This window comes from Ochrobactrum vermis, from assembly GCF_002975205.1.
In the GTDB taxonomy this organism is placed as follows: domain Bacteria; phylum Pseudomonadota; class Alphaproteobacteria; order Rhizobiales; family Rhizobiaceae; genus Brucella; species Brucella vermis.
This window is the reverse complement of the sequence record NZ_PCOC01000001.1, coordinates 81,115-101,461: the sequence shown is the minus strand read 5'-3', so window position 1 is coordinate 101,461 and position 20,347 is coordinate 81,115. Positions and strand designations below refer to the sequence as shown.

Sequence of the window (20,347 nt, the reverse complement as noted above, 5' to 3'; positions counted from 1 at the left end):
GGCCTTCGCGTACAAGTACCACCCGTAAAAAAACGTGATGCCAGCAATTGCATTCGAAAACACATTACCCATGCGATCCAAAGGGTTAAGCCTCATATTACAAATGCTTCATATCGTTCTCAACACTTGGGCAGGCTTCTGGCCCAGCACACGCCATGTCCCGGCCAGCCCGAAACCGACCGTCAGCACCAGTGCTATGGCAACGGTCATCAGTGCGACATCGGGCAGGAAGCTTGCTTTCAGCTTCATGATTTCCACCACGACATACCAGCCCGCCAGGCTGCCAGCAGCAAGTGCAAAGAGGGCTGTTGCAAGCCCGAGCAGCATATATTCAAGCACATAGGCTGTAATCAGCGTGCCGCGCGTGGCACCCAGCGTCTTCAGCACAACCGCATCGTGAACACGGGCACGATTGCCCGCAGCCAGCGCCCCGCCCAGCACCAGAACCGAAGCCGCAAGCGCAATGGAAGCCGCCGCGCGAATGGCGGTGGCAAGCTGGCTGATGAGATCGTTGGCGACATTGAGCGCATCAGTCACGCTGACGGTCGTAACCGCAGGCCAGGTCTTGGTGACCTGCCGCAGCACATCGGGCGCCAGATTTTTCTGACTGTCGGGAATGGTGAGTGTCGCCAGCCATGTCGCCGGTGCACCGGCAAAGGTATTGGGCGAGAACACCATGACGAAGTTCATCGCAAGCGTTTCCCACTGAACCTGACGGAAGCTTGCAATCTTTGCGCTGATGTTGCGGCCAAGCACATTGACCGTCACCGTGTCGCCAAGCTTCAGGCCCAGTTCCTTGCCCTCGCGCTCCGCGAAGGACACCAGCGGCTCACCACTATAATCGGTCGGCCACCATTCGCCTTCCGTCAGCGTCGAGTTTTCGGGGACTGTATCGGAAAAGGTTATGCCGCGGTCGCCGCGCAGCACCCAGGCTGCTTCCGGCGGAATGGTCATGTCGCGCACATTGGTCCCGTTGAAGGCAACAATGCGACCGCGCAGCATCGGGCCGGAGGTAAGCTTGCCGTCGGGCACAATACCGCTGACCAGCCTGGTGAAATCGCCAATGTCCCGGTTCTGGATATCGACGAAGAAGAAATCGGGTGCCTGCGCCGGAATGTTTTCCGTGACCTGACGGCGCAGATTACCGTCAATCAGCGCGATCGCCACCATCAGCGTGAGGCCAAGGCCGAGCGAAAGCACCACGGAAGGCGTGAGCGCGCCTGGACGATGAATGTTGCCGACCGCAAGCCGAAGCGCTGTCGAGCGCACGCGCGGCACGCGGCGGGCGAGCCAGCGTATGCCATCGGCGACAAGCCGCAACACGCCGAAAGCTGCAATGGCCGAGACGATGAAGATCGCCGCAATGCGCCGGTCATAGGCGACATAGAGCGCCAATCCGGCGAGAGCCGCAATCAGCAGAACAGCAAGGCCGAGATAAAGCAGCGGCGGCAGGCCCCGCTGTTCAAAACCCTGCTCACGGAACAGCGCCGTCGCGGGAATATCGCGGGCGCGACCAAGCGGAATGATCGCAAAGGCGAGCGTGGTGATGAGGCCGAAGACGGCGGCGAGCGCCAACGCACCGGGGAAGAACCCGCCGCCACCGACGACCGGCAGATAATTGGCGAGCGCCAGTGCGGCGGCAAAAGGAATGATCGCCGCCAGTATCAGCCCCAGAACGATACCGATCAGGCCGATCACCATGATCTGCACCAGATAGACCAGAACCGCAAAGCGCGCAGGCGCGCCAAGCGACTTGAAGGTCGCGATCACGCCGCGCTTGCCGTCGAGATAGGCGCGCACCGCATTGGCGACACCGACACCGCCGACGATCAAGGCCGTCAGACCCACCAGCGTCAGGAATTGCGAAAAGCGTTCGATATTGGCGCTGAGCGCCGGAGCGGCATTGGCGCGGGAGCGGATATTCCAGCCTGCATCGGGGAAATCGGCAGCTGCCTGCCGCCTGACGTCGGCAATTGCCGAATCCGGCGCACCATTCGGCAGGGCAACCTTGTAGATATGATCGACAAGACTACCGGGCTGGATGAGACCGGAAGTGCGCAGGCCATCGAGTGAAACGAGAAAACGCGGTGCAAAATTGAAGCCCGACGAAAGCAGGTCCGGTTCGCTCTCGATCAGACCACGCAATTCGAAGGTTTGCGAGCCGAGCAGCACCTTTGCGCCCAGCGTCAGCCCCATGCGACTGAGAAAGTCCTGGCTGACGGCAGCGCCATAGGTACCGGCCTTCTCGCCGGTCATATCGGCCAGAGATTGCTGCGGCTGGACCTTCAGCGTGCCATAAAGCGGATAGGCGGCATCGACAGCTTTCACCTCGACCAGCGACTGGTCGGAGCCATCGGGCATGCGCGCCATGGAGCGCATCGTGGCGCTTTCCGCCATCCTGCCCTGCGTTTCAATGAAGGCGCGCTCTTCCGCCGATACTTCCCGCTGATTGAGCGCGAAGCTGACATCGCCGCCCAGAATGCTTTGGCCTTCCGATGCAATGCCGGTGCTGACCGACCGCGCCACCGAATTGACGCCGCCGATGGCGGCAACGCCAAGCGCGATACAGGCCAGAAAAATATAGAAACCGCTAAGCCCGCCGCGCATTTCGCGCAGCGCAAAGCGGAGAGCAAGCGAGAACGACTTTGCCGCACTCATGCGCCAGCCGCCAGCGATTCGAGAACGGAGCCGCCCTGTGCAGGCTCCTCGATCCGGCCCGAGCGCACCGGAATTTCGATATCGCAGCGTGCCGCAAGCGCCGGGTCATGCGTGACGAGCACCATGGTCAGGCCGTTTTCGCGCTGCTTGGCGAATAGAAGATCGGCAATCTGGCGACCCGTCGTGGTGTCGAGATTGCCGGTCGGCTCATCCGCGATCAGGATTTTCGGTGACGGCGCAAGCGCGCGAGCAATCGCCACGCGCTGCTGCTCGCCGCCGGAAAGCTCGGATGGATAATGTGTGAGGCGCTCGCCGAGGCCGACGGCGCGCAATTCACGTTCAGCCACGTCGAATGCGTCCCGACGCCCGGCAAGTTCCAGCGGCACGGCGACATTTTCGAGCGCGGTCATGTTTGGAATGAGGTGGAAGGACTGGAACACGATGCCGATATTGGCGCCACGGAACGCGGCGGCCTGATCTTCGCTCATCTGGCTGATCGTCTGACCTGCGATCTTCACAGTTCCGTTATCGACATGCTCCAGACCGGCCAGAACCATCAGCAGCGTGGACTTGCCAGAACCCGACGGACCAACGATGCCAGCCGACTGTCCTTGCGCGATATGAAGGGAAACGCCCTTCAGCACATGCACCGATGAGGCGGCGTGACCAAGGGTCAGATGAACGTTCTCAAGTTCGATAATCGGGCCAACAACCTGTTCCGTCACGCGGTTTTTATCCTATATGAATCTGTAGAACCAAACAGCGCGCCACAAATTTGAACTTATGTTGCGCCAATTATTGAAGAGAAGTCCGGCGGGCCAGTTGCCCACAGCCCCTCAAATATGGGTTTTCGACGATGCGTTTCAAACTCTCAATTCCGGCATGGCTCCCGATTTTTGCGGCGATTGCGGCTTTTACAGCGGCAAGCCCCATCATTGCGGCGCAGGCGCAGGAAGATCCGACCGGTCTCGAAGACGCTCTGCCGACCGAGCAATTGTCGCAAGTGAGAATCGTCGGCTTCGGCGACAGCCTGATGGCGGGCTATCTGCTGCCGTCCAATGCCGCCTTTCCGCAGCAGCTTGAAAAGGCGCTCAACGACAAGGGCGTCGAGGTTTCGATCGAGAATGCAGGCGTGTCGGGCGACACGACCACGGGCGGGCTTTCGCGCATCGACTGGTCGATCCCCGATGGAACCGATCTAGTTATTCTTGAACTGGGTGCCAATGACGCTCTGCGCGGCATCGAACCCGACATTACCGAAAAGAACCTCGACGAGATGCTGGCGCGCCTGAAGCAGCGCGGCATCTCGGTCATTCTTGCCGGCATGATGGCTCCGCCCAACATGGGCAAGGACTATGCCGCCAAGTTCAACCCGATCTATCCGAAGCTGGCACAAAAATATGGCGTGCCGCTCTACCCGTTTTTCCTCGACGGCGTAGCAACCAAGAAGGATCTTCAGCTCGAGGACGGAATGCACCCCAATGAAAAAGGCGTCGAAACGATGGTGTCCAACTTTATGCCCACCATCGAAAAGAGCCTGACAGAAATGCAAAACAAGGGGACATCGGGAGGCTGACGCCGGTCGGGAGCATAAACAGCTTGCCCCCGGTAGAAAACTTTGATTCGCTGAGCTTGCATCGGCAAATATCGAATCATCTTCGATGGAACGATGCACTGACTCTCTGAGCTAGAGTGTCCTTTATGCATCCTTTGGATGCCCGGCGCTCTGGCATGGAACGCTTCGAGGAGGATGCCTTATGCCGCGTCTTTTCACTGCCCTCGAAATCCCGCGCGACGCCGCGCTTTCGCTCTCGTTGTTGCGAGGCGGTCTCCCCGGCGCACGCTGGATTGATGTCGAAAACTACCACATAACGCTGCGTTTTATCGGAGATGTGGAAGGCCACGTGGCCGACGAGATCGCCAATGCGCTTGATCGCGTGCGGCGGCCTGAATTCATGCTCAACCTGTCAGGCGTCAATGCTTTCGGCTCCAAAAAGCCGCACAGCATCTATGCGGGTGTATCCCCCTCGCCTGAACTCAACGCATTGCAGGCGGAAATCGAACGGATCTGCCAGCGGCTTCACATTCCCGCCGACCCGCGCAAGTTCACGCCCCATGTGACACTGGCGCGGCTGAGAAACGCCCGCATCGACGATGTGGTGCACTACCTCTCCTCGCGCGGCAACTTCGCGACGCTGCCCTTCAAGGTGGGACGGTTCGTGCTGATGTCGTCACGCGATTCCGTGGGTGGCGGACCTTACGTTGTCGAGGAAGCCTGGCCTTTGGTTGCCACATCCCGCACAGGCCAGAACTGGTCGGCAAGTGCGATGGAAGCTGCCAGAACCATCCGATAAACCTTCTCAAAATCCCCGGTCCCGCCATAATAGGGATCGGGGATTTCAACCGGCTTTCCTTCGGCAATCTCGGTGAAAAGCCCGATATGCGCACTTGCATTTGCAGGCTGTCGCTGGGCGATCATCCGCATGTTGTAGCGGTCCATCCCAAGGATCAGGTCAAAACGGCTGAAGTCGGCTGCGATCAACTGTCGGCAGCGCTGCGCCGAAATATCGAGACCGTGGCGCGCTGCAACGCTGATGGAGCGCTCATCCGGTTCCTCGCCGGTATGGTAACCGTTCGTTCCGGCAGAATCGACCGTCACATGGCGGATGCCGCGCTGTTCCAGCACATGGCCCATCACGCCTTCGGCAAGCGGAGAACGGCAAATATTGCCTGCGCAGATGAAAAGAATGCTGGTCGGGGTCAAGGAACTCTCGCGCTTATGGTAGGTTATCTCAGGAACCGCAACATAGGCGAAAGACGATGGCACGCAACCGGCTGACGGAAAATGAACTGAACGAAGCACTCAGGGAACTGGATGGCTGGCAGAAGCTCGACGAACGTGAAGCGATTGCCAAAAGCTTCAAGTTCAAGGATTTCAATGCCGCCTTCGGCTTCATGGCGCGCGCGGCGCTCCATGCGGAAAAGCTCGATCATCATCCTGAATGGTTCAATGTCTACAACCGCGTCGATGTCACGCTCGCCACCCATAGCGAAAACGGCATTACAGAGCTCGATATCAAGCTTGCGCGCAAGATGAACGCTATAGCCTGAATACACTCAGAGCTTTGAAATATAGACGTATATCTTCCGGCGATCATAATTGAAGCTGCCATCTGGGTTGCGGCTGGAATAGGGAAGGACGCGGGTCAGATTGGTCCGATCCTGCCAGTTCTGTCCGAGTTTGCCGCCACGGACACCCCGGATATGCACACCGCCAAGCGAAATGGCGGCATGAAAGATGTGCCCGGCCTGAACGTCGTAAAAACCGATTGCCTGACCGAAGGGCAGCGCCGAATAGCCGTTCCATTGTTCGCCCGCCCTGAAATTCAGGATGGGTATCCAGTTCTGGCTGGACGTGCCGCGCAGCGTGTTGAGAGAAATTCCGGCACCGAAGAGAAACCGCAGATAGACAGCGGCATCGTAGCATCCGGCCTCGAACAGATCGACGGTGATGTAATTATCTTCGCTTCCGGAGGCCAACAACTGGTTGCCGCGAAACAGCCGTGTTGAACGGTCGCTGCGGATGAAGTTTTCCCCATAGCCGGTCAAATGCATCAAAATCTCCAGTCGTTCAACAATGGATCACCGCGCGCCCGAAGCGCTTCGGAAGCGATCCGGTCGAATCTGTATTTTGGGGATTTGACGAGAGCGTTGTAGCTGATGGTTCTTGCAGGTGACCGGGTGGTGGAATCATCGTGGTCTTGCAAGGACAGCAAAAACTCCCCATTTTTAACCGGTCACAACCGCATTCGATGATTGGAATCGGGACGACAGGAGTTGAACGAGAATGGATGATGTCAGAATCGGCGAAATCCTCGAACCCGGTAGCGAGAGCGAATTCAAGAAGCGCCGCGAACGGGTGAAGAACGGTTTCTGGAAGGCCGCGCGCCGCGCCGGTCGCATGGTGCCGTTCATGGATGAGGTGGTTGCAGCCTATTACTGTGCGCTCGACCAGAAGACACCGACCCGCGTGCGCATGACGCTGATGGCGGCGCTCGCCTATTTCGTTCTGCCGTTTGACGCCATTCCCGATATTCTGGCCGGTATCGGCTTCACAGACGACGTTGCCGTGCTGATGGCAGCGCTCACCGCTGTTCGCGCCCATATCACACCTGCGCACCGGCTCGCCGCGCAGCAGGCGCTGGAGGATGAGGGAGTAAGGGAGTAAGGGGCTCTGTTCACAGCTATGTGATCCCGACCAGCTTGCTTCATCGGTACCCGTTTTTTCCTTGTTCTCCTGTTCCCCTACACCCCTATTCCCCTTTTAACACACTGCCTTAATCCCCGACTGCCTCATTGCCTTACCCCGTCGAACAAACTCTCGCCGCTTTCTTTTAATTCAAGTGGATCCAAGGGATGGCGGGGCGACTTAGCTGCTCATTCAAGTTTTCTTTCGAAACTTCACCGTTTGGTAACCCAGATTAAGGCAATTTAATCGGCAACTGAGCGGGACGGCGTGATGAACGGCGGCATCCCGATATTCAAGTTTGAAGCAAACGAAAGAGAACCGGTAAAAACCAATGCTTGGAAAATCGATCGTCGCGGCTTCTGTGTTCATGATTGGGATGGCGGGTTCGGCACTCGCCCAGACCCCGAGCCAGATCAGCCAGTTCAATGCCTGGGGCGCCTACAGCTATCAGTCGGGCAACGGCAAGGTCTGTTATGTCCTCTCCGTACCGACCCAGAAGGCTCCGGCCAATGTCGATCACGGTGACAACTTCTTCCTCGTGAGCCAGAAGCCCGGACAGAACATCTCGTTCGAACCGCAGTTCATGGCGGGTTACGACCTCAACACCAATGCCAAGGTTGTCGTCTCCATCGGTAACCGCAACTTCAACATGTTCGTCAACGGCAAGTCCGGCTGGATGGAAAATGCGGCGGAAGAGCCGCAGTTGATCGCAGCGATGCGGGGCGGCTCGGAGATGAAGGTGGAGGCACAGTCGAAGCGCGGCACCAAAACCAACTACACCTATTCTCTGAAGGGTATTTCGGATGCGCTGAAAGCCATCCAGAAATGCAAATAATCCTGATGATCGGATAGATTTCTAGAGCATTTCCAATTGGAAATGCTCTATTTCTTTGTTTTTACGCGCATCTTATCCGAAAACCGTTTCACACTTTTCGGGATGCGCTCCAAGCCGGGTACACAGCCTGGCTTTTTCTTTTGCAGCTCCGACCTCTGCCGTCATGCATGGCAGACAAGCCTCCATGTGGGATGACGAATGCGATATTGTGTGCTAAGAGCGCGCGCAACAGGGGTCGCAAAGCCAAGTGCCGGACCCTATTTATCCATGCATTCGGGCCAGATTATCTGGCGAAGCTTATCGACGCGCTTCAGCCGTCGTCTCCAACAGTTGAAAACAGATGTCCATTTCGTTCGACCTTACCATTGATGATACGCGCGACCAGCTTGCCCGCCACGCGCGCGCCAGCCTGGAGGCAAAGCCGTCGCTCATCGGCATGTCGCGCGAGGAATTGGGCGAAGCGCTGATCAAGGCCGGCGTGTCCGAGCGCCAGGTGAAGATGCGCATCAGCCAGCTCTGGCATTGGCTCTATGTGCGCGGCGTTTCCGACTTCGCCGACATGCGCAATATTTCCAAGGATTTGCGTGGCCTTCTGGCGCAGCATTTCACCATTGCCCGCCCGGAAGTGGTCGAGGAACAGATTTCACAGGACGGTACCCGCAAGTGGCTGTTCCGTTTTCCGCCGCGTGGTGCTGGCCGCCCGGTCGAGATCGAATGCGTTTATATTCCCGAAGAAGGTCGCGGCACGCTGTGCATTTCCAGCCAGGTTGGTTGCACGCTTACCTGCTCGTTTTGCCATACCGGAACGCAGAAGCTGGTGCGCAACCTGACCTCGGAAGAAATTCTGGCGCAGCTTTTGACCGCGCGCGACCGGCTTGGCGATTTTCCGGACAAGGATACGCCCGACGGCGCCATGGTGCCTGCCGAGGGCCGCAAGATCACCAATATCGTGATGATGGGCATGGGCGAGCCGCTCTATAACTTCGAGGAAGTGAAGAAGGCCCTGCTGATCGCCTCCGATGGCGATGGCCTGTCTCTCTCCAAGCGCCGCATCACGCTTTCGACCTCCGGTGTTGTGCCGGAAATCTATCGCACCGGCGACGAGATCGGCGTCATGCTCGCCATTTCGCTGCACGCCGTGCGTGACGAATTGCGCGACATTCTGGTGCCGATCAACAAGAAGTATCCGCTGGAACAGCTCATCAAGGCGTGCCGCGAATATCCGGGCCTGTCCAATGCCAAGCGCATCACTTTCGAATATGTGATGCTCAAGGACATCAATGACAGTCTTGAGGATGCCAAGCGTCTGGTGAAGCTTTTGCAGGGCATTCCGGCCAAGATCAACCTGATCCCGTTCAATCCGTGGCCCGGCACGAATTACCAGTGCTCGGAGTGGGAACAGATCGAAAAATTTGCCGATTATGTGAACGCGGCAGGCTATGCATCCCCGATCCGCACGCCGCGCGGCCGTGATATTCTCGCTGCCTGCGGCCAGCTTAAGTCGGAATCCGAACGCCTGCGCAAGAGCGAACGCCTTGCGCTCGAAGCCATGATGATTGCCGGGCACGGTGAATAACGGGGTGAAGAAGCCGATGGATGAGCGCGCTTGAACGATACTTTTGACTACATAACGCGCTTCGTCATCATCGTGTTCGGCTATTGCTGTGGCGTATTGTCGGCAGGCTGGTTTCTGGCCGCCGTGCTGTTCCGCACCCTCGGGGTCGATTCCTTCATGAACGATTTCGTCATGATGGCGAGCGATATGGATACCGGTTCGCTCTTTGCGGCCACCAGCTTCTGGAGTGCCGTTTTCGTCGGTGGCTTCGTTCTTGCCGCGATGGCTGGCGGGTTCAGCTTTGTGCCGGCCCTCATCCTCATCATTCTGGCTGAAGCGCGTGGCTACAAATCATCGCTTTTCTACTGCGTTGCGGGTGCCCTGATCGGGCTGGCCGCCGCAGGCGCATCGCTTCCGTTCAGCGATGGCCGGAGCGTGCCCGAAAGTTCGCTCTGGATCGCAGCCATAGCAGGTGCCGGCGTTGTTGGCAGCTTCGTCTACTGGCTGTTGGCCGGGCGTAATGCCGGGCGGCTTTTAACCCGCCCGGAAAACTAGCTCCGTTTTATTTCGCCTGTGCGGTGATGATCTTCAGCGCGAAAGCCGAGAATACGCCCGCAAACAACCAGTCCACAATGCGCGTCACGGTCGGGTTCTTCTTCAGGAGCCCGGCAAAACGATCTGCCGCCACCACCATCGGAATGGTGAAGGGCAGCGCCATCGGAATGAACGACAGGCCGAGGAAGAACAGTTTGCCCATGGCATGCGGGTCGTGCGCGGAGACGAACTGCGGCAGGAAGGTCATGTTGAACAGGATGATCTTCGGGTTCAGAAGGTTGATGCCAAGCCCTGTCAGCCAGTTCTGGAACAGCGTATGCTTCTTGCCGCCATTCTTCTCGGGCGAGAAAGCCGATCCCTTGCGGATCGCCTGCACGGCCAACCAGACCAGATAGCCCGCACCCACAACCTTGAGCGCCGTAAAGGCTGCAGGGGACGCCAGAATCAGCGCCGAAAGGCCGAGCGCCACCATGGTGGTGTGAATGACAATGCCGGTGCTGGCGCCAGCCATGCAGGCAAAACCTGCGGCCTTGCCTTCGGAAAGGGCGCGCCCGACGAAAAGCGTCATGTCAGGACCGGGCGTGATGGAAAGGATCGCGGTTGCTATCGCGAACTGGACAAAAATCGTCCATTCGGGAATGAAGGTCAGGTTTGTCAGAAAAGACATCGAAATGTGCTCCAAGAGATGGCGCACGCTAGAATAAAATCTTCTCAAATGAAACTGGCCAACAGTCGAATGGAGACAGAAATGCTGCTGATCGTAGGGACCGTCCGTCTGCCCCCGGAAAACCTCGCAAAGGCGCGCGAAGCCATGCAGTGCATGATCTCGGCCAGCCGGGCGGAAGATGGCTGCATGGATTATGGCTATGCCGTAGACATTCTTGAGCCGGGCCTCATCCATGTGAAGGAGATGTGGCGCGACCGTGCTTCGCTCGACCGGCATTTTGCCTCTGCCCATATTGCCGAATGGCGCGCGGCATGGCCTGAGCTCGGTATCGGCGACCGCAATCTCGTTGTTTATGAAGTCGGCGAGCCGCAGGCTACATGATACCGCATCAGTTTTAGCGATAAGTCGCAGCCCTTCGGCTTGCACGCGGCTTGGCAACTGATAAAAGACTTGCGGATATATCTGTTGGAGTTCCCTCTCCAACCGGCACCGCATCAGACGGAAGTGAACTATGAGCAAGTGGAAAGACGTTAAGAAAGTCGTTCTCGCCTATTCGGGCGGCCTCGACACCTCGATCATCCTGAAGTGGCTTCAGACGGAACTGGGCGCGGAAGTCGTGACCTTTACCGCCGATCTGGGCCAGGGCGAAGAACTTGAACCGGCACGCAAGAAAGCGGAAATGCTGGGCATCAAGGAAATCTTCGTTGAGGACGTGCGCGAAGAATTCGTGCGCGATTTCGTCTTCCCGATGTTCCGCGCCAATGCCGTCTATGAAGGCGTCTATCTGCTCGGCACCTCGATCGCCCGTCCACTGATCTCCAAGCATCTCATCGAGATTGCCAGGAAGACCGGCGCAGACGCCATCGCGCATGGCGCGACCGGCAAGGGCAACGACCAGGTTCGCTTCGAGCTTTCGGCTTATGCGCTGAACCCGGACATCAAGATCATCGCCCCATGGCGCGACTGGTCGTTCAAGAGCCGTACGCATCTGCTCGAATTTGCCGAACAGCACCAGATTCCGGTTGCCAAGGACAAGAAGGGCGAAGCGCCGTTCTCCGTCGACGCCAACCTGCTGCACTCCTCGTCCGAGGGCAAAGTTCTGGAAGATCCGGCTGTCGAGGCTCCGGAATATGTGCACATGCGCACCATTTCGCCGGAAACAGCTCCCGACAAGGCAACGATCATCAAGATCGGCTTTGAAAAGGGCGATGCCGTTTCGATCAATGGCGAGCGCCTGTCGCCTGCGACCCTTCTTGCCAAGCTCAACGACTATGGCCGCGACAATGGCATCGGTCGTCTCGACCTCGTGGAAAACCGCTTCGTCGGCATGAAGTCGCGCGGCGTCTACGAAACGCCGGGCGGCACGATCCTGCTGGCAGCACACCGCGCCATCGAATCGATCACGCTCGACCGCGGTGCGGCGCACCTGAAAGACGAGCTGATGCCGCGTTATGCGGAACTGATCTATTACGGCTTCTGGTTCTCGCCGGAACGCGAAATGCTGCAGGCGGCAATCGATCACAGCCAGCGCCATGTCGAAGGCGAAGTCACGCTCAAGCTCTACAAGGGCAATGTGATGGTGATCGGCCGCGAGTCGGACAAGTCCCTTTATTCCGACAAGCTCGTCACCTTCGAAGACGATCAGGGCGCTTACGATCAGAAGGACGCAGCAGGCTTCATCAAGCTCAATGCATTGCGCCTGCGCACACTTGCTGCGCGCGACCGCAAATAAGCGAAAGCCAACCTACAAAAAAACGCCCTCCTCATTGGAGGGCGTTTTTCTTTGTTCAAGCTGCGTGTTTTACACCAGCCAGCATCTTTTCTTCACCGGGACGCAAGGTCAGCACCCGTACCCCATTCGCGGTGACAGCGACCGTATGCTCGAACTGCGCTGACAATTTTCCGTCACGCGTCACCACTGTCCAGCCGTCCTTTTCGGTCTTCACCTTGGCCGTTCCCTGATTGAGCATCGGTTCGATGGTGAACACCATGCCTTCGCGCAGACGGACGCCGGTGCCGGGCTTGCCGAAATGCAGAACCTGCGGTTCCTCATGCATCTCGCGGCCGATGCCGTGACCGCAATATTCCCGCACGACGCTGTAATCATGGCGCTTGGCGTGGCGTTCGATGGCATGGCCTATGTCACCCAGCGTCGCGCCGGGACGCACGGCGGCAATTCCCTTCCACAACGCCTCATAAGTCACACGAACCAGTCGTGAGGCGAAGGGAGCAACCTCGCCGACCATATAGGTCTTGCTGGAATCGGCGATATAGCCGTCCTTTTCCAGCGTGATGTCGAAGTTGACGATCTCGCCGTTTTCAATGAAATTGTCATCTGACGGCATGCCGTGACAAACGACTTCGTTCCTCGAAGCATTCAGCACATAGGGATAGTCATATTGCCCCTTGCTGGCAGGCCGCGCCTGCAGCTCGCGGGTAATGTAATCCTCGACCAGATCATTGACCTGCATCGTGGTCATGCCCACCAGAGGCGTACGGTCGAGAAGTGCAAAAACAGAGGCGAGCAGCGCGCCGGAGGCCGCCATTTTTTCCACTTCGGCAGATGTCTTGGTCATGACGACTGCACCGCCAGAACCGGCAGCTCGACCTGCGCTGCGCGCAACTGCATCTGCACGATCTCATTGAACGACAGTTCGGGATGGGCCTGCGCGAGCATACCGATCTTCATCCAGTATTCAGCCTGCGCATTGATCGAACGACACATGACGTCACTCGCCTTGCGCAGTTCCTCATGCAGTTCGTCACCGATTTTCACGATACCCATAGCATTGTCCAGACCATACAGTTCATATACGGATCATATATAAACCGTATATGCCTATCGATCAAGTCCATCCGATTCCTGTTCGATCAATCAAAACCATTTGCGTTTAATGTGGCACCATATTATACGGTACCGTATGGAAATAATCGAGCAAAAGCATCACGCCCTTCTGGGTGAAATGGAACGCCGGCACAGCCCGTCCACCGACGCGCTGAAAGTCTGCTTTGAGGTTTTGTCGCTTGCTTCGGCCATTGACCGGGATTGCGCCAACCGGCTGGCACCGCACAAGCTTTCGGAAGGCAAGTTCGTCCTGCTGTTTCTGCTGCACGATGCGCCCGACGGCCTCTCGCCGCACGCGCTTTCAGAACGCGCAGGCGTAACGCGCGCCACTATCACCGGCCTGCTGGACGGGCTGGAGCGCGATGGTTTCCTCAAGCGCCACGCGGATAGCGAGGACCGCCGCAAGCTGATTGTCCGGCTGACATCCGAGGGTTTGCTGCTGGCACAACAGCTTTTCGAAGAACACACCGCATGGATTGCAAGCCTGATGAGCGACCTCTCGACAGGCGAACAGCAACTTCTCAGCACCTTGCTGCGCCGCATCTGGAGTCGCACCGATGCCGGCCACTCTTTCAAGATCAATGCAACCCTCAGGGATATGACATGACCTATTATCTCGCCGAGCTTTATTCCCCGAAACCGAGCTGGCACGCGCTTGATGCTGAAGGCAGGCAGGCCTTCTTTGAGAAAGTCGGTGCGGGCATGGGCGGGCTTGCCGCGCTCGGTATCGAAGCCTTGGCACTGGGGCCCGTCGACGCGACAAAGTCTTTTGCGCCCAGCCAGAGTTTCTTCGCCATCTGGCGTTTCCCGGATGAAGCAGCTCTCGACATGCTGATTGCCGGAATCACCGCCACCGGCTGGCATGATTATTTCGACACGATCAATGCGGCTGGTGCAGGCACCGACCTTCCCGGCCATCTGGCGCAACTGGCAGGCGTGCCTTTCAAGAAAGCCGCCTAACACTACAGTTGCATTCTTCGTGATGCCGGGCTGCAAAGAGCGCTTTGTCTGCGTTCCGGTGCTCTCGTACCTTCAAGTACGCTCCGCTCCGGTACTCGAAAATCACTCTTTTCGCCACGGCCTGACGAATTTGCAACTGTAGTGCTAAGCTAATCACCCATGACGATAAATGCTCCCTCTTAGAGCGCCGATCTGATTTTATCAGATCGGCGCTCTAACTGTTTGTCTGAACGCATCTTTTCCGAAAACCGTTTCCCACTTTTCGGGATGCGTTCTAAGGAAGCATTTTTCTTATCCACACATGCCCCCGACTGATCCCGCTTGACTCTTGCCTGACTCGATTCAATACTAGAACATATAGAGAACAAAAAGATGGAATCTAGACGTGAGCGGCATCGACATCGCGGCGCTGCGGCGCATGGTTACGACCATTGAAGGCAACGATCCGCAAGGTAGTTTTGCAAATCAGGGGCAAACGGGCTTCGGGCGGGCGCGCAGTTTCACGCTCGGTCTTGCCGGGGCAGATGCCGCCTTTCCGCATGGTCTGGCAGGCGATGCGCTGCATGAGGTTTTTGCCGAAAATCCCGGCGCGCACATGGCCGCGACCGGCTTTGCGCTCGCCTTTGCCGCCCGTGCAGCAGAATCTCGGCGCCCGATTATCTGGATCGAGGAAGAAAGCGCCTCAAGCGAATATGGCGGGCTTTATCCGCCGGGACTTCATGCCTTCGGGATCGATCCGTCGCGACTTCTGATCGTGCGCTGTCCCACGGCACAGGATGTTCTGAAGGCGGCAAATGATGCACTGGAAGCCGGAAGCGGCGGCAAGGCCTCGCACCTCGTTTCCGGCGTCGTCGCCTCGGTGACAGGCCAGCCGAAATGTCTCGACCTGACCGCCTCGCGCCGTCTGCTTCTGGCAACCGAAACCGCGCAGCTGCCGGTCATCCTGCTCAGGAGCCACCGGACAGGCGTGCAAAGCGCTGCCGTCAGCCGCTGGCGCGTGGCGCCCGCGCCATCCCGTTCAAGCGGAGCAAACGCGCCCGGAAAGCCTGTTTTTTCTGCGGTTCTGGAGCGCAATCGCCACGGCACATGCGGGCAATGGATCATGGAATGGAACAATGAAACCCAGGAATTTGGTACAAGAGAACGGGACGGCAGAACGTCTGTTTCTCGCCCTCTGGTTTCCGTTTCTGCCGACCGACCGGCTTCGCCGCGCCGTTCCGCCTGACGGCAAACCGCGCCTGTCCCCCATGGCGCCCCTTATTGTCACCGAGCGCACGGCCAATGCGCTGCGCCTGACAGCGGTGGATGCCGGAGCGGCAAAGCTTGGTCTTTTTCCCGGTATGGCGCTGACGGATGCGCGCGCCCGCGTGGAAAGGCTTGAAGTGGCAGCGGCGGCACCCGAACATGATGCAGCATTGCTCAAGCGTCTTGCCCATTGGTGCGAACGCTACACGCCGCTTGTCGCCCTCGACCAGCCGCACGGGCTGATGCTCGACATCACCGGCTGCGCGCATCTTTTTGGCGGTCTCGACGCCATGCATGCGGATGCGGTCCGGCGTCTGGAACGGGCCGGGCTTGGCGTACAGGCGGCGATTGCCGATAACAGTTTTGCCGCGCGGCTTCTGGCACGTGGAACGAAGGGCGGTACTTTCAGCAGGGCGGAAGCCGACCGGCTGCTTCCCCGCCTGCCGCTCTCCGCACTTGAACTGACGCAAACCGCAGAAACCGGCCTCAAGCGCGCCGGATTGAAACGGATCGGCGATGTGATGGGGCTTCCGCGTGCCGCACTCACCGCCCGCTTCGGCACCGATCTTGCGACCCGGCTCGACCGGCTGGCGCGGCGCGAGCACGCGCCGATTTCACCTTTGCGCATCATGCCGCTCAGTACCGCCGAGCGCCGCCTGTCAGAGCCGGTAACAGTGATGGAGCTGGTCGAGCGCCTCTTGCAGGAACTGGCACAGGAGCTTTTTACGCAGCTTGAACCGGAGGGCAAAGGCGCGCTTCTGATTGAGGCCTCCTTCTTCCGTGTCGATGGCGACGTGCGTCATATCCACATCGAAACCGGCCAGCCTTTGCGCAACGACAAGGTTTTCCTGCGTCTTGCGCGTGAAAGGCTCAATGCGCTTACCGATCCGCTCGATGCCGGTTTCGGCTTCGACATGATCCGGCTGGCAGCGCTGCGCTGCGCGGCAATCGCCCAGCGCCAGACCGGGCTCGACCAGCATGAGGAGGATGAAGCGGGGTTCAGCCAGCTTGTCGACCGGCTTTCGGCGCGGCTTGGACAGAACCGCATTCTGGTTTCCTTTTCGCGCAACACACATATGCCCGAACGGGCCTTCGGCCTGCGTCCTGCCCTGCACACGGACGGCAAGGGTGAAGCCGATTATGAAAGCGCGCCGGCGCTTCCCGGTGATCCGCCTGCGCGTCCCATAAAACTGTTTCGCCCGCCACAGCCAATCGAAAGCGTGGCGGAAGTGCCCGACAGTCCACCTTCGTTTTTCCTGTGGCGACGGGTGCGCCATCATGTGCACCTTGCCGAAGGGCCGGAAAGGATCGAACCGGAATGGTGGCTCGCAATCGGTCACGAGGTGCCGGAGCTGCGCGATTATTACCGGGTGGAAGACGAGAACGGCCAGCGCTTCTGGATTTTTCGCGAAGGCCTTTATGACGGCGCCAATCATCCGCGCTGGTTTCTGCATGGGTTGTTTGCGTGATGGCTCATTATTTTGAAATGGCTGCTGCCAGCAATTTTTCCTTCCTTTGCGGTGCTTCGCATCCGCAGGAACAGGTAGCGCGCGCGCATGAGCTTGGCCTGTCCGGCATCGGCATTGCCGATCGCAACACGCTGGCCGGTGTGGTGCGGGCACATGCGGCATGGAAGGATTTTCGCGAAACATGCGATTTTCGGCTTTTCATCGGCTGTCGCCTTTCTTTCATCGACGGCACGCCGGATATGGTCGTCTATCCGCGTGATCGTCCGGCCTATGGGCAATTGTGTCGCCTGCTGACGGAAGGCAAGGCACGCGCCGCCATCAAGGGCGAATGCCACCTCGAATGGAGCGACCTGCTGTTTCGCGCCCGACAGTTCCAGATCGCGGTCTTTCCGCCTGACAAAGACGAGCCGGATTTTGCCGCACGCCTGACAGAGATCGCACAGGCCGCACCCGGCTCTGTCTGGCTGGCGCTCGCCATGCCGCATCAGGGCCATGACGGACGCCGGTCCGAGCGCATCGCCCGTTTTGCAGCCGAAGCCAATGTGCCGCTGCTCGCCACCAATGACGTGCTTTATCACCACCCCGACCGCCGTGCGCTTCAGGACGTGCTGACGGCCACCCGCCACCACACGACTGTTTTCGCAGCCGGTCGGCTTCTCGAAAAGAATGCCGAACGTCATCTGAAGCCACCGCATGAAATGATGCGATTGTTCCGCGACTACACTGGGGCCGTCGAAGCGACTGCCGATTTCGTCGCGCCCATCACCTTCCGGCTCGACGAGCTGAAATATGATTATCCAGACGAGCCGGTGCCCCCCGGCAAGACGCCGCAGCAGCATCTGCATGATCTCACCTGGGCAGGTGCGGCTCGCCATTATGGTGCGGACAGCATACCGCCGAAGGTGCAGGCGCTGATCCACAAGGAACTGGCGCTGATCGAAAAGCTGCAATATGCGGCCTATTTCCTCACCGTCTATGACATTGTGAGCTATGCCCGCGGAGAAGGCATTCTATGTCAGGGACGCGGCTCGGCGGCCAATTCCGTCGTCTGCTTCTGCCTTGGCGTCACCGGTGTGGACCCGACACAGGTCGATCTCCTGTTCGAGCGTTTCATCTCCGCCGAGCGTCAGGAGCCGCCGGATATCGATGTCGATTTCGAGCATGAGCGCCGCGAGGAGGTAATGCAATATGTCTATGACCGATATTCGAGAGACCGCGCGGCCATTGTCGCAACCGTCATCAGCTATCGGTCCCGCAGCGCGATCCGCGATGTCGGCAAGGCGCTGGGGCTGACCGAAGACGTGACGGCAGCGCTCGCCAATACGGTCTGGGGCATATCGGGCGGCGGCATCGACAAGCAGCATATAAGGCAGGCAGGTCTCGACCCCGACAATCCCGTCGTCCGGCGCGCAGTGGAACTTGCCATCACGCTGATCGGCTTTCCGCGCCACTTGTCGCAGCATGTCGGTGGTTTCGTGCTCACCCGCGACCGGCTGGACGAGACCGTGCCCATCGGCCCGGCAGCAATGGACAAGCGATCTTTCATCGAATGGGACAAGGACGATATCGACGAGGTGGGGCTGATGAAGGTGGATGTGCTGTCGCTCGGCATGCTCACCTGCATTCGCAAGGCTTTCGACCTTATTCACCAGCATAAGCCGCAGCTTTATGGTGGTCAAAAGCTGACGCTGGCCAATCTGCCGCGCGAAGATAAAGCCGTCTACGACATGCTGTGTAAGGGGGATTCGCTTGGCGTGTTTCAGGTGGAAAGCCGCGCCCAGATGAACATGCTGCCGCGTTTGCAACCGCGCAAGTTCTACGATCTCGTCATCGAGGTCGCCATTGTGCGCCCCGGCCCCATTCAGGGCGACATGGTGCATCCTTATCTGCGGCGACGGAACAATGAGGAACCCTCCACCTTGCCATCGCCTTCGCCGGAACATGGCCCACCCGACGAGTTGCAGCAGATTCTCGGCAAGACCAAGGGTGTGCCGCTGTTTCAGGAACAGGCGATGCGCATTGCCATGGAGGCCGCAAAATTCACGCCCGAAGAAGCCAATCAGTTGCGCCGCGCCATGGCCACCTTCCGCAAGATGGGCACCATTCATACCATGGAGAAAAAGATGATCGACGGCATGGTCAATCGTGGCTACGACCGGAGCTTTGCCGAAAACTGCTTCAACCAGATCAAGGGTTTCGGCGAATATGGCTTCCCCGAAAGTCACGCGGCGAGCTTTGCGCATCTGGTCTATATTTCCGCGTGGATCAAGCATCATCACCCGGAAGTGTTCGCCGCAGCGCTTCTCAATTCCCAGCCGATGGGCTTTTACGCGCCCGCCCAGATCGTGCGCGATGCCCGCGAACATGATGTGACGGTGCTGCCCGTCGATGTAAATTTCAGCCAATGGGATAATCTTCTGGAAGACATCCCCGGTCCGAACCCCGCTGTGAGGCTCGGCTTTCGCCAGATCGATGGTTTTTCCAAGCGTGACACAGAGCTGCTGCTTGCCGACCGGCAGGAACCTTACCGCACCATCGAGGACATGCATCGGCGTCTCCGGCTCGACCGGCGCGCCTTCACGCTTCTGGCCGATGCAGATGCCTTCGGCTCGCTCGACATCGACCGCCGTGCCGCACTTTGGGCCGTGCGCCGCCTGCCCAATGACGAGACTTTGCCGCTGTTTCGCGCCGCTGCGACCAGCGAGCTGGCGGAGGAACCGCGCACGAGGCTTCCTGAAATGGCCGCTTCCGAACATGTGATTGCCGATTACGAGACGACGCGGCTTTCGCTGAAGGGGCACCCGCTGCAATATCTGCGCGAGGGGCTGGCAGCGGAAGGCATTTCAACCTGTCGCGCCGTGCAGGAAGGTGCCGACGGACGCCGCATGAAGGTGGCGGGCGTCGTCACCGTGCGCCAGCGCCCCGGCAGCGCCAAGGGTGTGGTGTTTCTCACCATCGAAGATGAAACCGGCATTGCCAATATTGTCGTCTGGCCGAAGATCATGAAGACGTTTCGCCGCGAAGTGATGGGCGCGCGGCTGATCCATATCGAAGGCCGCATCCAGCGCAGCCCCGAAGGGGTCGTACATCTGGTGGCGGCAAAATTGCAGGACCGTTCGGCAGCGCTGATCGAGATGAGCGGACGCGAAGCACAGCGCCTCGTCGCTCCGTCCCAGACGGCGCATCATCCGCGGAATGTTAAAATCATGCCGAACTCGCGGGATTTTCATTGAAGGCGATCAAGCACTCCGAAGACCGTTCGCTATTTGGGGTATGACGTGACGAAAATGATGCAATTCGAGAACCGGA

Annotated in this window: 21 protein-coding genes; 14 read left to right on the top strand and 7 right to left on the bottom strand. The window is 58.7% G+C overall.

Annotated elements, in window-relative coordinates:
* Positions 1–108 precede the first annotated feature (108 nt).
* Both CQZ93_RS00485 and CQZ93_RS00480 read right to left on the bottom strand, forming a co-directional pair.
* Positions 109–2,658, bottom strand: coding sequence for an ABC transporter permease (locus CQZ93_RS00485; protein ID WP_105540837.1), 2,550 nt, complete (start codon positions 2,656–2,658; stop codon positions 109–111).
* Complete coding sequence (locus CQZ93_RS00480) at positions 2,655–3,383, bottom strand: ABC transporter ATP-binding protein (protein WP_105540836.1); 729 nt, start codon at positions 3,381–3,383, stop codon at positions 2,655–2,657. The genes CQZ93_RS00485 and CQZ93_RS00480 overlap by 4 nt, the downstream gene beginning before the upstream one ends.
* 131 nt (positions 3,384–3,514) lie before the next feature.
* On the opposite strand from CQZ93_RS00480, the gene CQZ93_RS00475 reads away from it, so the two are divergent.
* The gene (locus CQZ93_RS00475; RefSeq protein WP_105540835.1) at positions 3,515–4,234 is read left to right on the top strand and encodes an arylesterase; all 720 of its coding nucleotides are present in this window, start codon (positions 3,515–3,517) and stop codon (positions 4,232–4,234) included.
* A 181-nt stretch (positions 4,235–4,415) separates the two neighbouring features.
* Entirely contained in the window at positions 4,416–5,012 is a 597-nt protein-coding gene (gene thpR, locus CQZ93_RS00470) for an RNA 2',3'-cyclic phosphodiesterase (RefSeq protein ID WP_105540834.1), read from the top strand.
* On the opposite strand, the gene CQZ93_RS00465 is transcribed toward thpR, so the two are convergent.
* Complete coding sequence (locus CQZ93_RS00465; RefSeq protein WP_479687485.1) at positions 4,916–5,356, bottom strand: low molecular weight protein-tyrosine-phosphatase; 441 nt, start codon at positions 5,354–5,356, stop codon at positions 4,916–4,918. The genes thpR and CQZ93_RS00465 overlap by 97 nt on opposite strands.
* A gap of 122 nt (positions 5,357–5,478) precedes the next feature.
* On the opposite strand from CQZ93_RS00465, the gene CQZ93_RS00460 reads away from it, so the two are divergent.
* Complete coding sequence (locus CQZ93_RS00460) at positions 5,479–5,769, top strand: 4a-hydroxytetrahydrobiopterin dehydratase (RefSeq protein ID WP_105540833.1); 291 nt, start codon at positions 5,479–5,481, stop codon at positions 5,767–5,769.
* Between the two features lie 6 nt (positions 5,770–5,775).
* Here CQZ93_RS00460 and CQZ93_RS00455 read toward each other — a convergent pair whose 3' ends face one another.
* Positions 5,776–6,273: a hypothetical protein gene (locus CQZ93_RS00455; protein WP_286151621.1), complete on the bottom strand. Its 498-nt coding sequence runs from the start codon at positions 6,271–6,273 to the stop codon at positions 5,776–5,778.
* Positions 6,274–6,505: 232 nt separating this feature from the next.
* On the opposite strand from CQZ93_RS00455, the gene CQZ93_RS00450 reads away from it, so the two are divergent.
* The 4 genes from CQZ93_RS00450 (at position 6,506) to CQZ93_RS00435 (ending at position 9,852) form a co-directional block, all read left to right on the top strand.
* Entirely contained in the window at positions 6,506–6,886 is a 381-nt protein-coding gene (locus CQZ93_RS00450) for a YkvA family protein (protein ID WP_105540831.1), read from the top strand.
* Positions 6,887–7,238: 352 nt separating this feature from the next.
* Positions 7,239–7,742, top strand: a complete 504-nt coding sequence (locus CQZ93_RS00445) for an invasion associated locus B family protein (RefSeq protein WP_105540830.1) — start codon at positions 7,239–7,241, stop codon at positions 7,740–7,742.
* 340 nt (positions 7,743–8,082) lie between these two features.
* The gene (rlmN, locus tag CQZ93_RS00440; RefSeq protein WP_105540829.1) at positions 8,083–9,318 is read left to right on the top strand and encodes a dual-specificity RNA methyltransferase RlmN; all 1,236 of its coding nucleotides are present in this window, start codon (positions 8,083–8,085) and stop codon (positions 9,316–9,318) included.
* Positions 9,319–9,348: 30 nt separating this feature from the next.
* Positions 9,349–9,852 carry a hypothetical protein gene (locus CQZ93_RS00435; protein ID WP_105540828.1) on the top strand — a complete coding sequence of 168 codons (504 nt, stop codon included), beginning with the start codon at positions 9,349–9,351 and terminating at the stop codon, positions 9,850–9,852.
* A 7-nt stretch (positions 9,853–9,859) separates the two neighbouring features.
* Here the strand turns inward: CQZ93_RS00435 and CQZ93_RS00430 are convergent, their stop codons facing one another.
* A complete protein-coding gene (locus CQZ93_RS00430; protein ID WP_105540827.1) occupies positions 9,860–10,519 on the bottom strand; it encodes a LysE family translocator in 660 nt (219 codons plus the stop codon).
* A gap of 81 nt (positions 10,520–10,600) precedes the next feature.
* Between CQZ93_RS00430 and CQZ93_RS00425 the strand changes: the two genes are divergently transcribed.
* Both CQZ93_RS00425 and CQZ93_RS00420 read left to right on the top strand, forming a co-directional pair.
* The gene (locus tag CQZ93_RS00425) at positions 10,601–10,900 is read left to right on the top strand and encodes a putative quinol monooxygenase (RefSeq protein WP_105540826.1); all 300 of its coding nucleotides are present in this window, start codon (positions 10,601–10,603) and stop codon (positions 10,898–10,900) included.
* 130 nt (positions 10,901–11,030) lie between these two features.
* Entirely contained in the window at positions 11,031–12,251 is a 1,221-nt protein-coding gene (locus CQZ93_RS00420) for an argininosuccinate synthase (protein ID WP_105540825.1), read from the top strand.
* A 55-nt stretch (positions 12,252–12,306) separates the two neighbouring features.
* Here CQZ93_RS00420 and map read toward each other — a convergent pair whose 3' ends face one another.
* A complete protein-coding gene (gene map, locus CQZ93_RS00415; RefSeq protein WP_105540824.1) occupies positions 12,307–13,095 on the bottom strand; it encodes a type I methionyl aminopeptidase in 789 nt (262 codons plus the stop codon).
* Positions 13,092–13,304, bottom strand: a complete 213-nt coding sequence (locus tag CQZ93_RS00410; protein WP_105540823.1) for a ParD-like family protein — start codon at positions 13,302–13,304, stop codon at positions 13,092–13,094. Before CQZ93_RS00410 ends, map begins: the two co-directional genes overlap by 4 nt.
* Before the next feature lie 136 nt (positions 13,305–13,440).
* Here CQZ93_RS00410 and CQZ93_RS00405 point away from each other — a divergent pair, with 136 nt between their 5' ends.
* From CQZ93_RS00405 to CQZ93_RS00385, 5 genes are all read left to right on the top strand, one after another.
* Positions 13,441–13,971, top strand: a complete 531-nt coding sequence (locus CQZ93_RS00405) for a MarR family winged helix-turn-helix transcriptional regulator (RefSeq protein ID WP_105540822.1) — start codon at positions 13,441–13,443, stop codon at positions 13,969–13,971.
* A complete protein-coding gene (locus tag CQZ93_RS00400; protein ID WP_105540821.1) occupies positions 13,968–14,324 on the top strand; it encodes a DUF6616 family protein in 357 nt (118 codons plus the stop codon). Before CQZ93_RS00405 ends, CQZ93_RS00400 begins: the two co-directional genes overlap by 4 nt.
* Before the next feature lie 385 nt (positions 14,325–14,709).
* Positions 14,710–15,549 carry an ImuA family protein gene (locus CQZ93_RS00395; protein ID WP_105540820.1) on the top strand — a complete coding sequence of 280 codons (840 nt, stop codon included), beginning with the start codon at positions 14,710–14,712 and terminating at the stop codon, positions 15,547–15,549.
* Positions 15,485–17,038, top strand: coding sequence for a Y-family DNA polymerase (locus tag CQZ93_RS00390; RefSeq protein WP_105543115.1), 1,554 nt, complete (start codon positions 15,485–15,487; stop codon positions 17,036–17,038). The genes CQZ93_RS00395 and CQZ93_RS00390 overlap by 65 nt, the downstream gene beginning before the upstream one ends.
* Entirely contained in the window at positions 17,038–20,271 is a 3,234-nt protein-coding gene (locus CQZ93_RS00385) for an error-prone DNA polymerase (RefSeq protein WP_105540819.1), read from the top strand. Before CQZ93_RS00390 ends, CQZ93_RS00385 begins: the two co-directional genes overlap by 1 nt.
* Positions 20,272–20,347 lie beyond the last annotated feature (76 nt).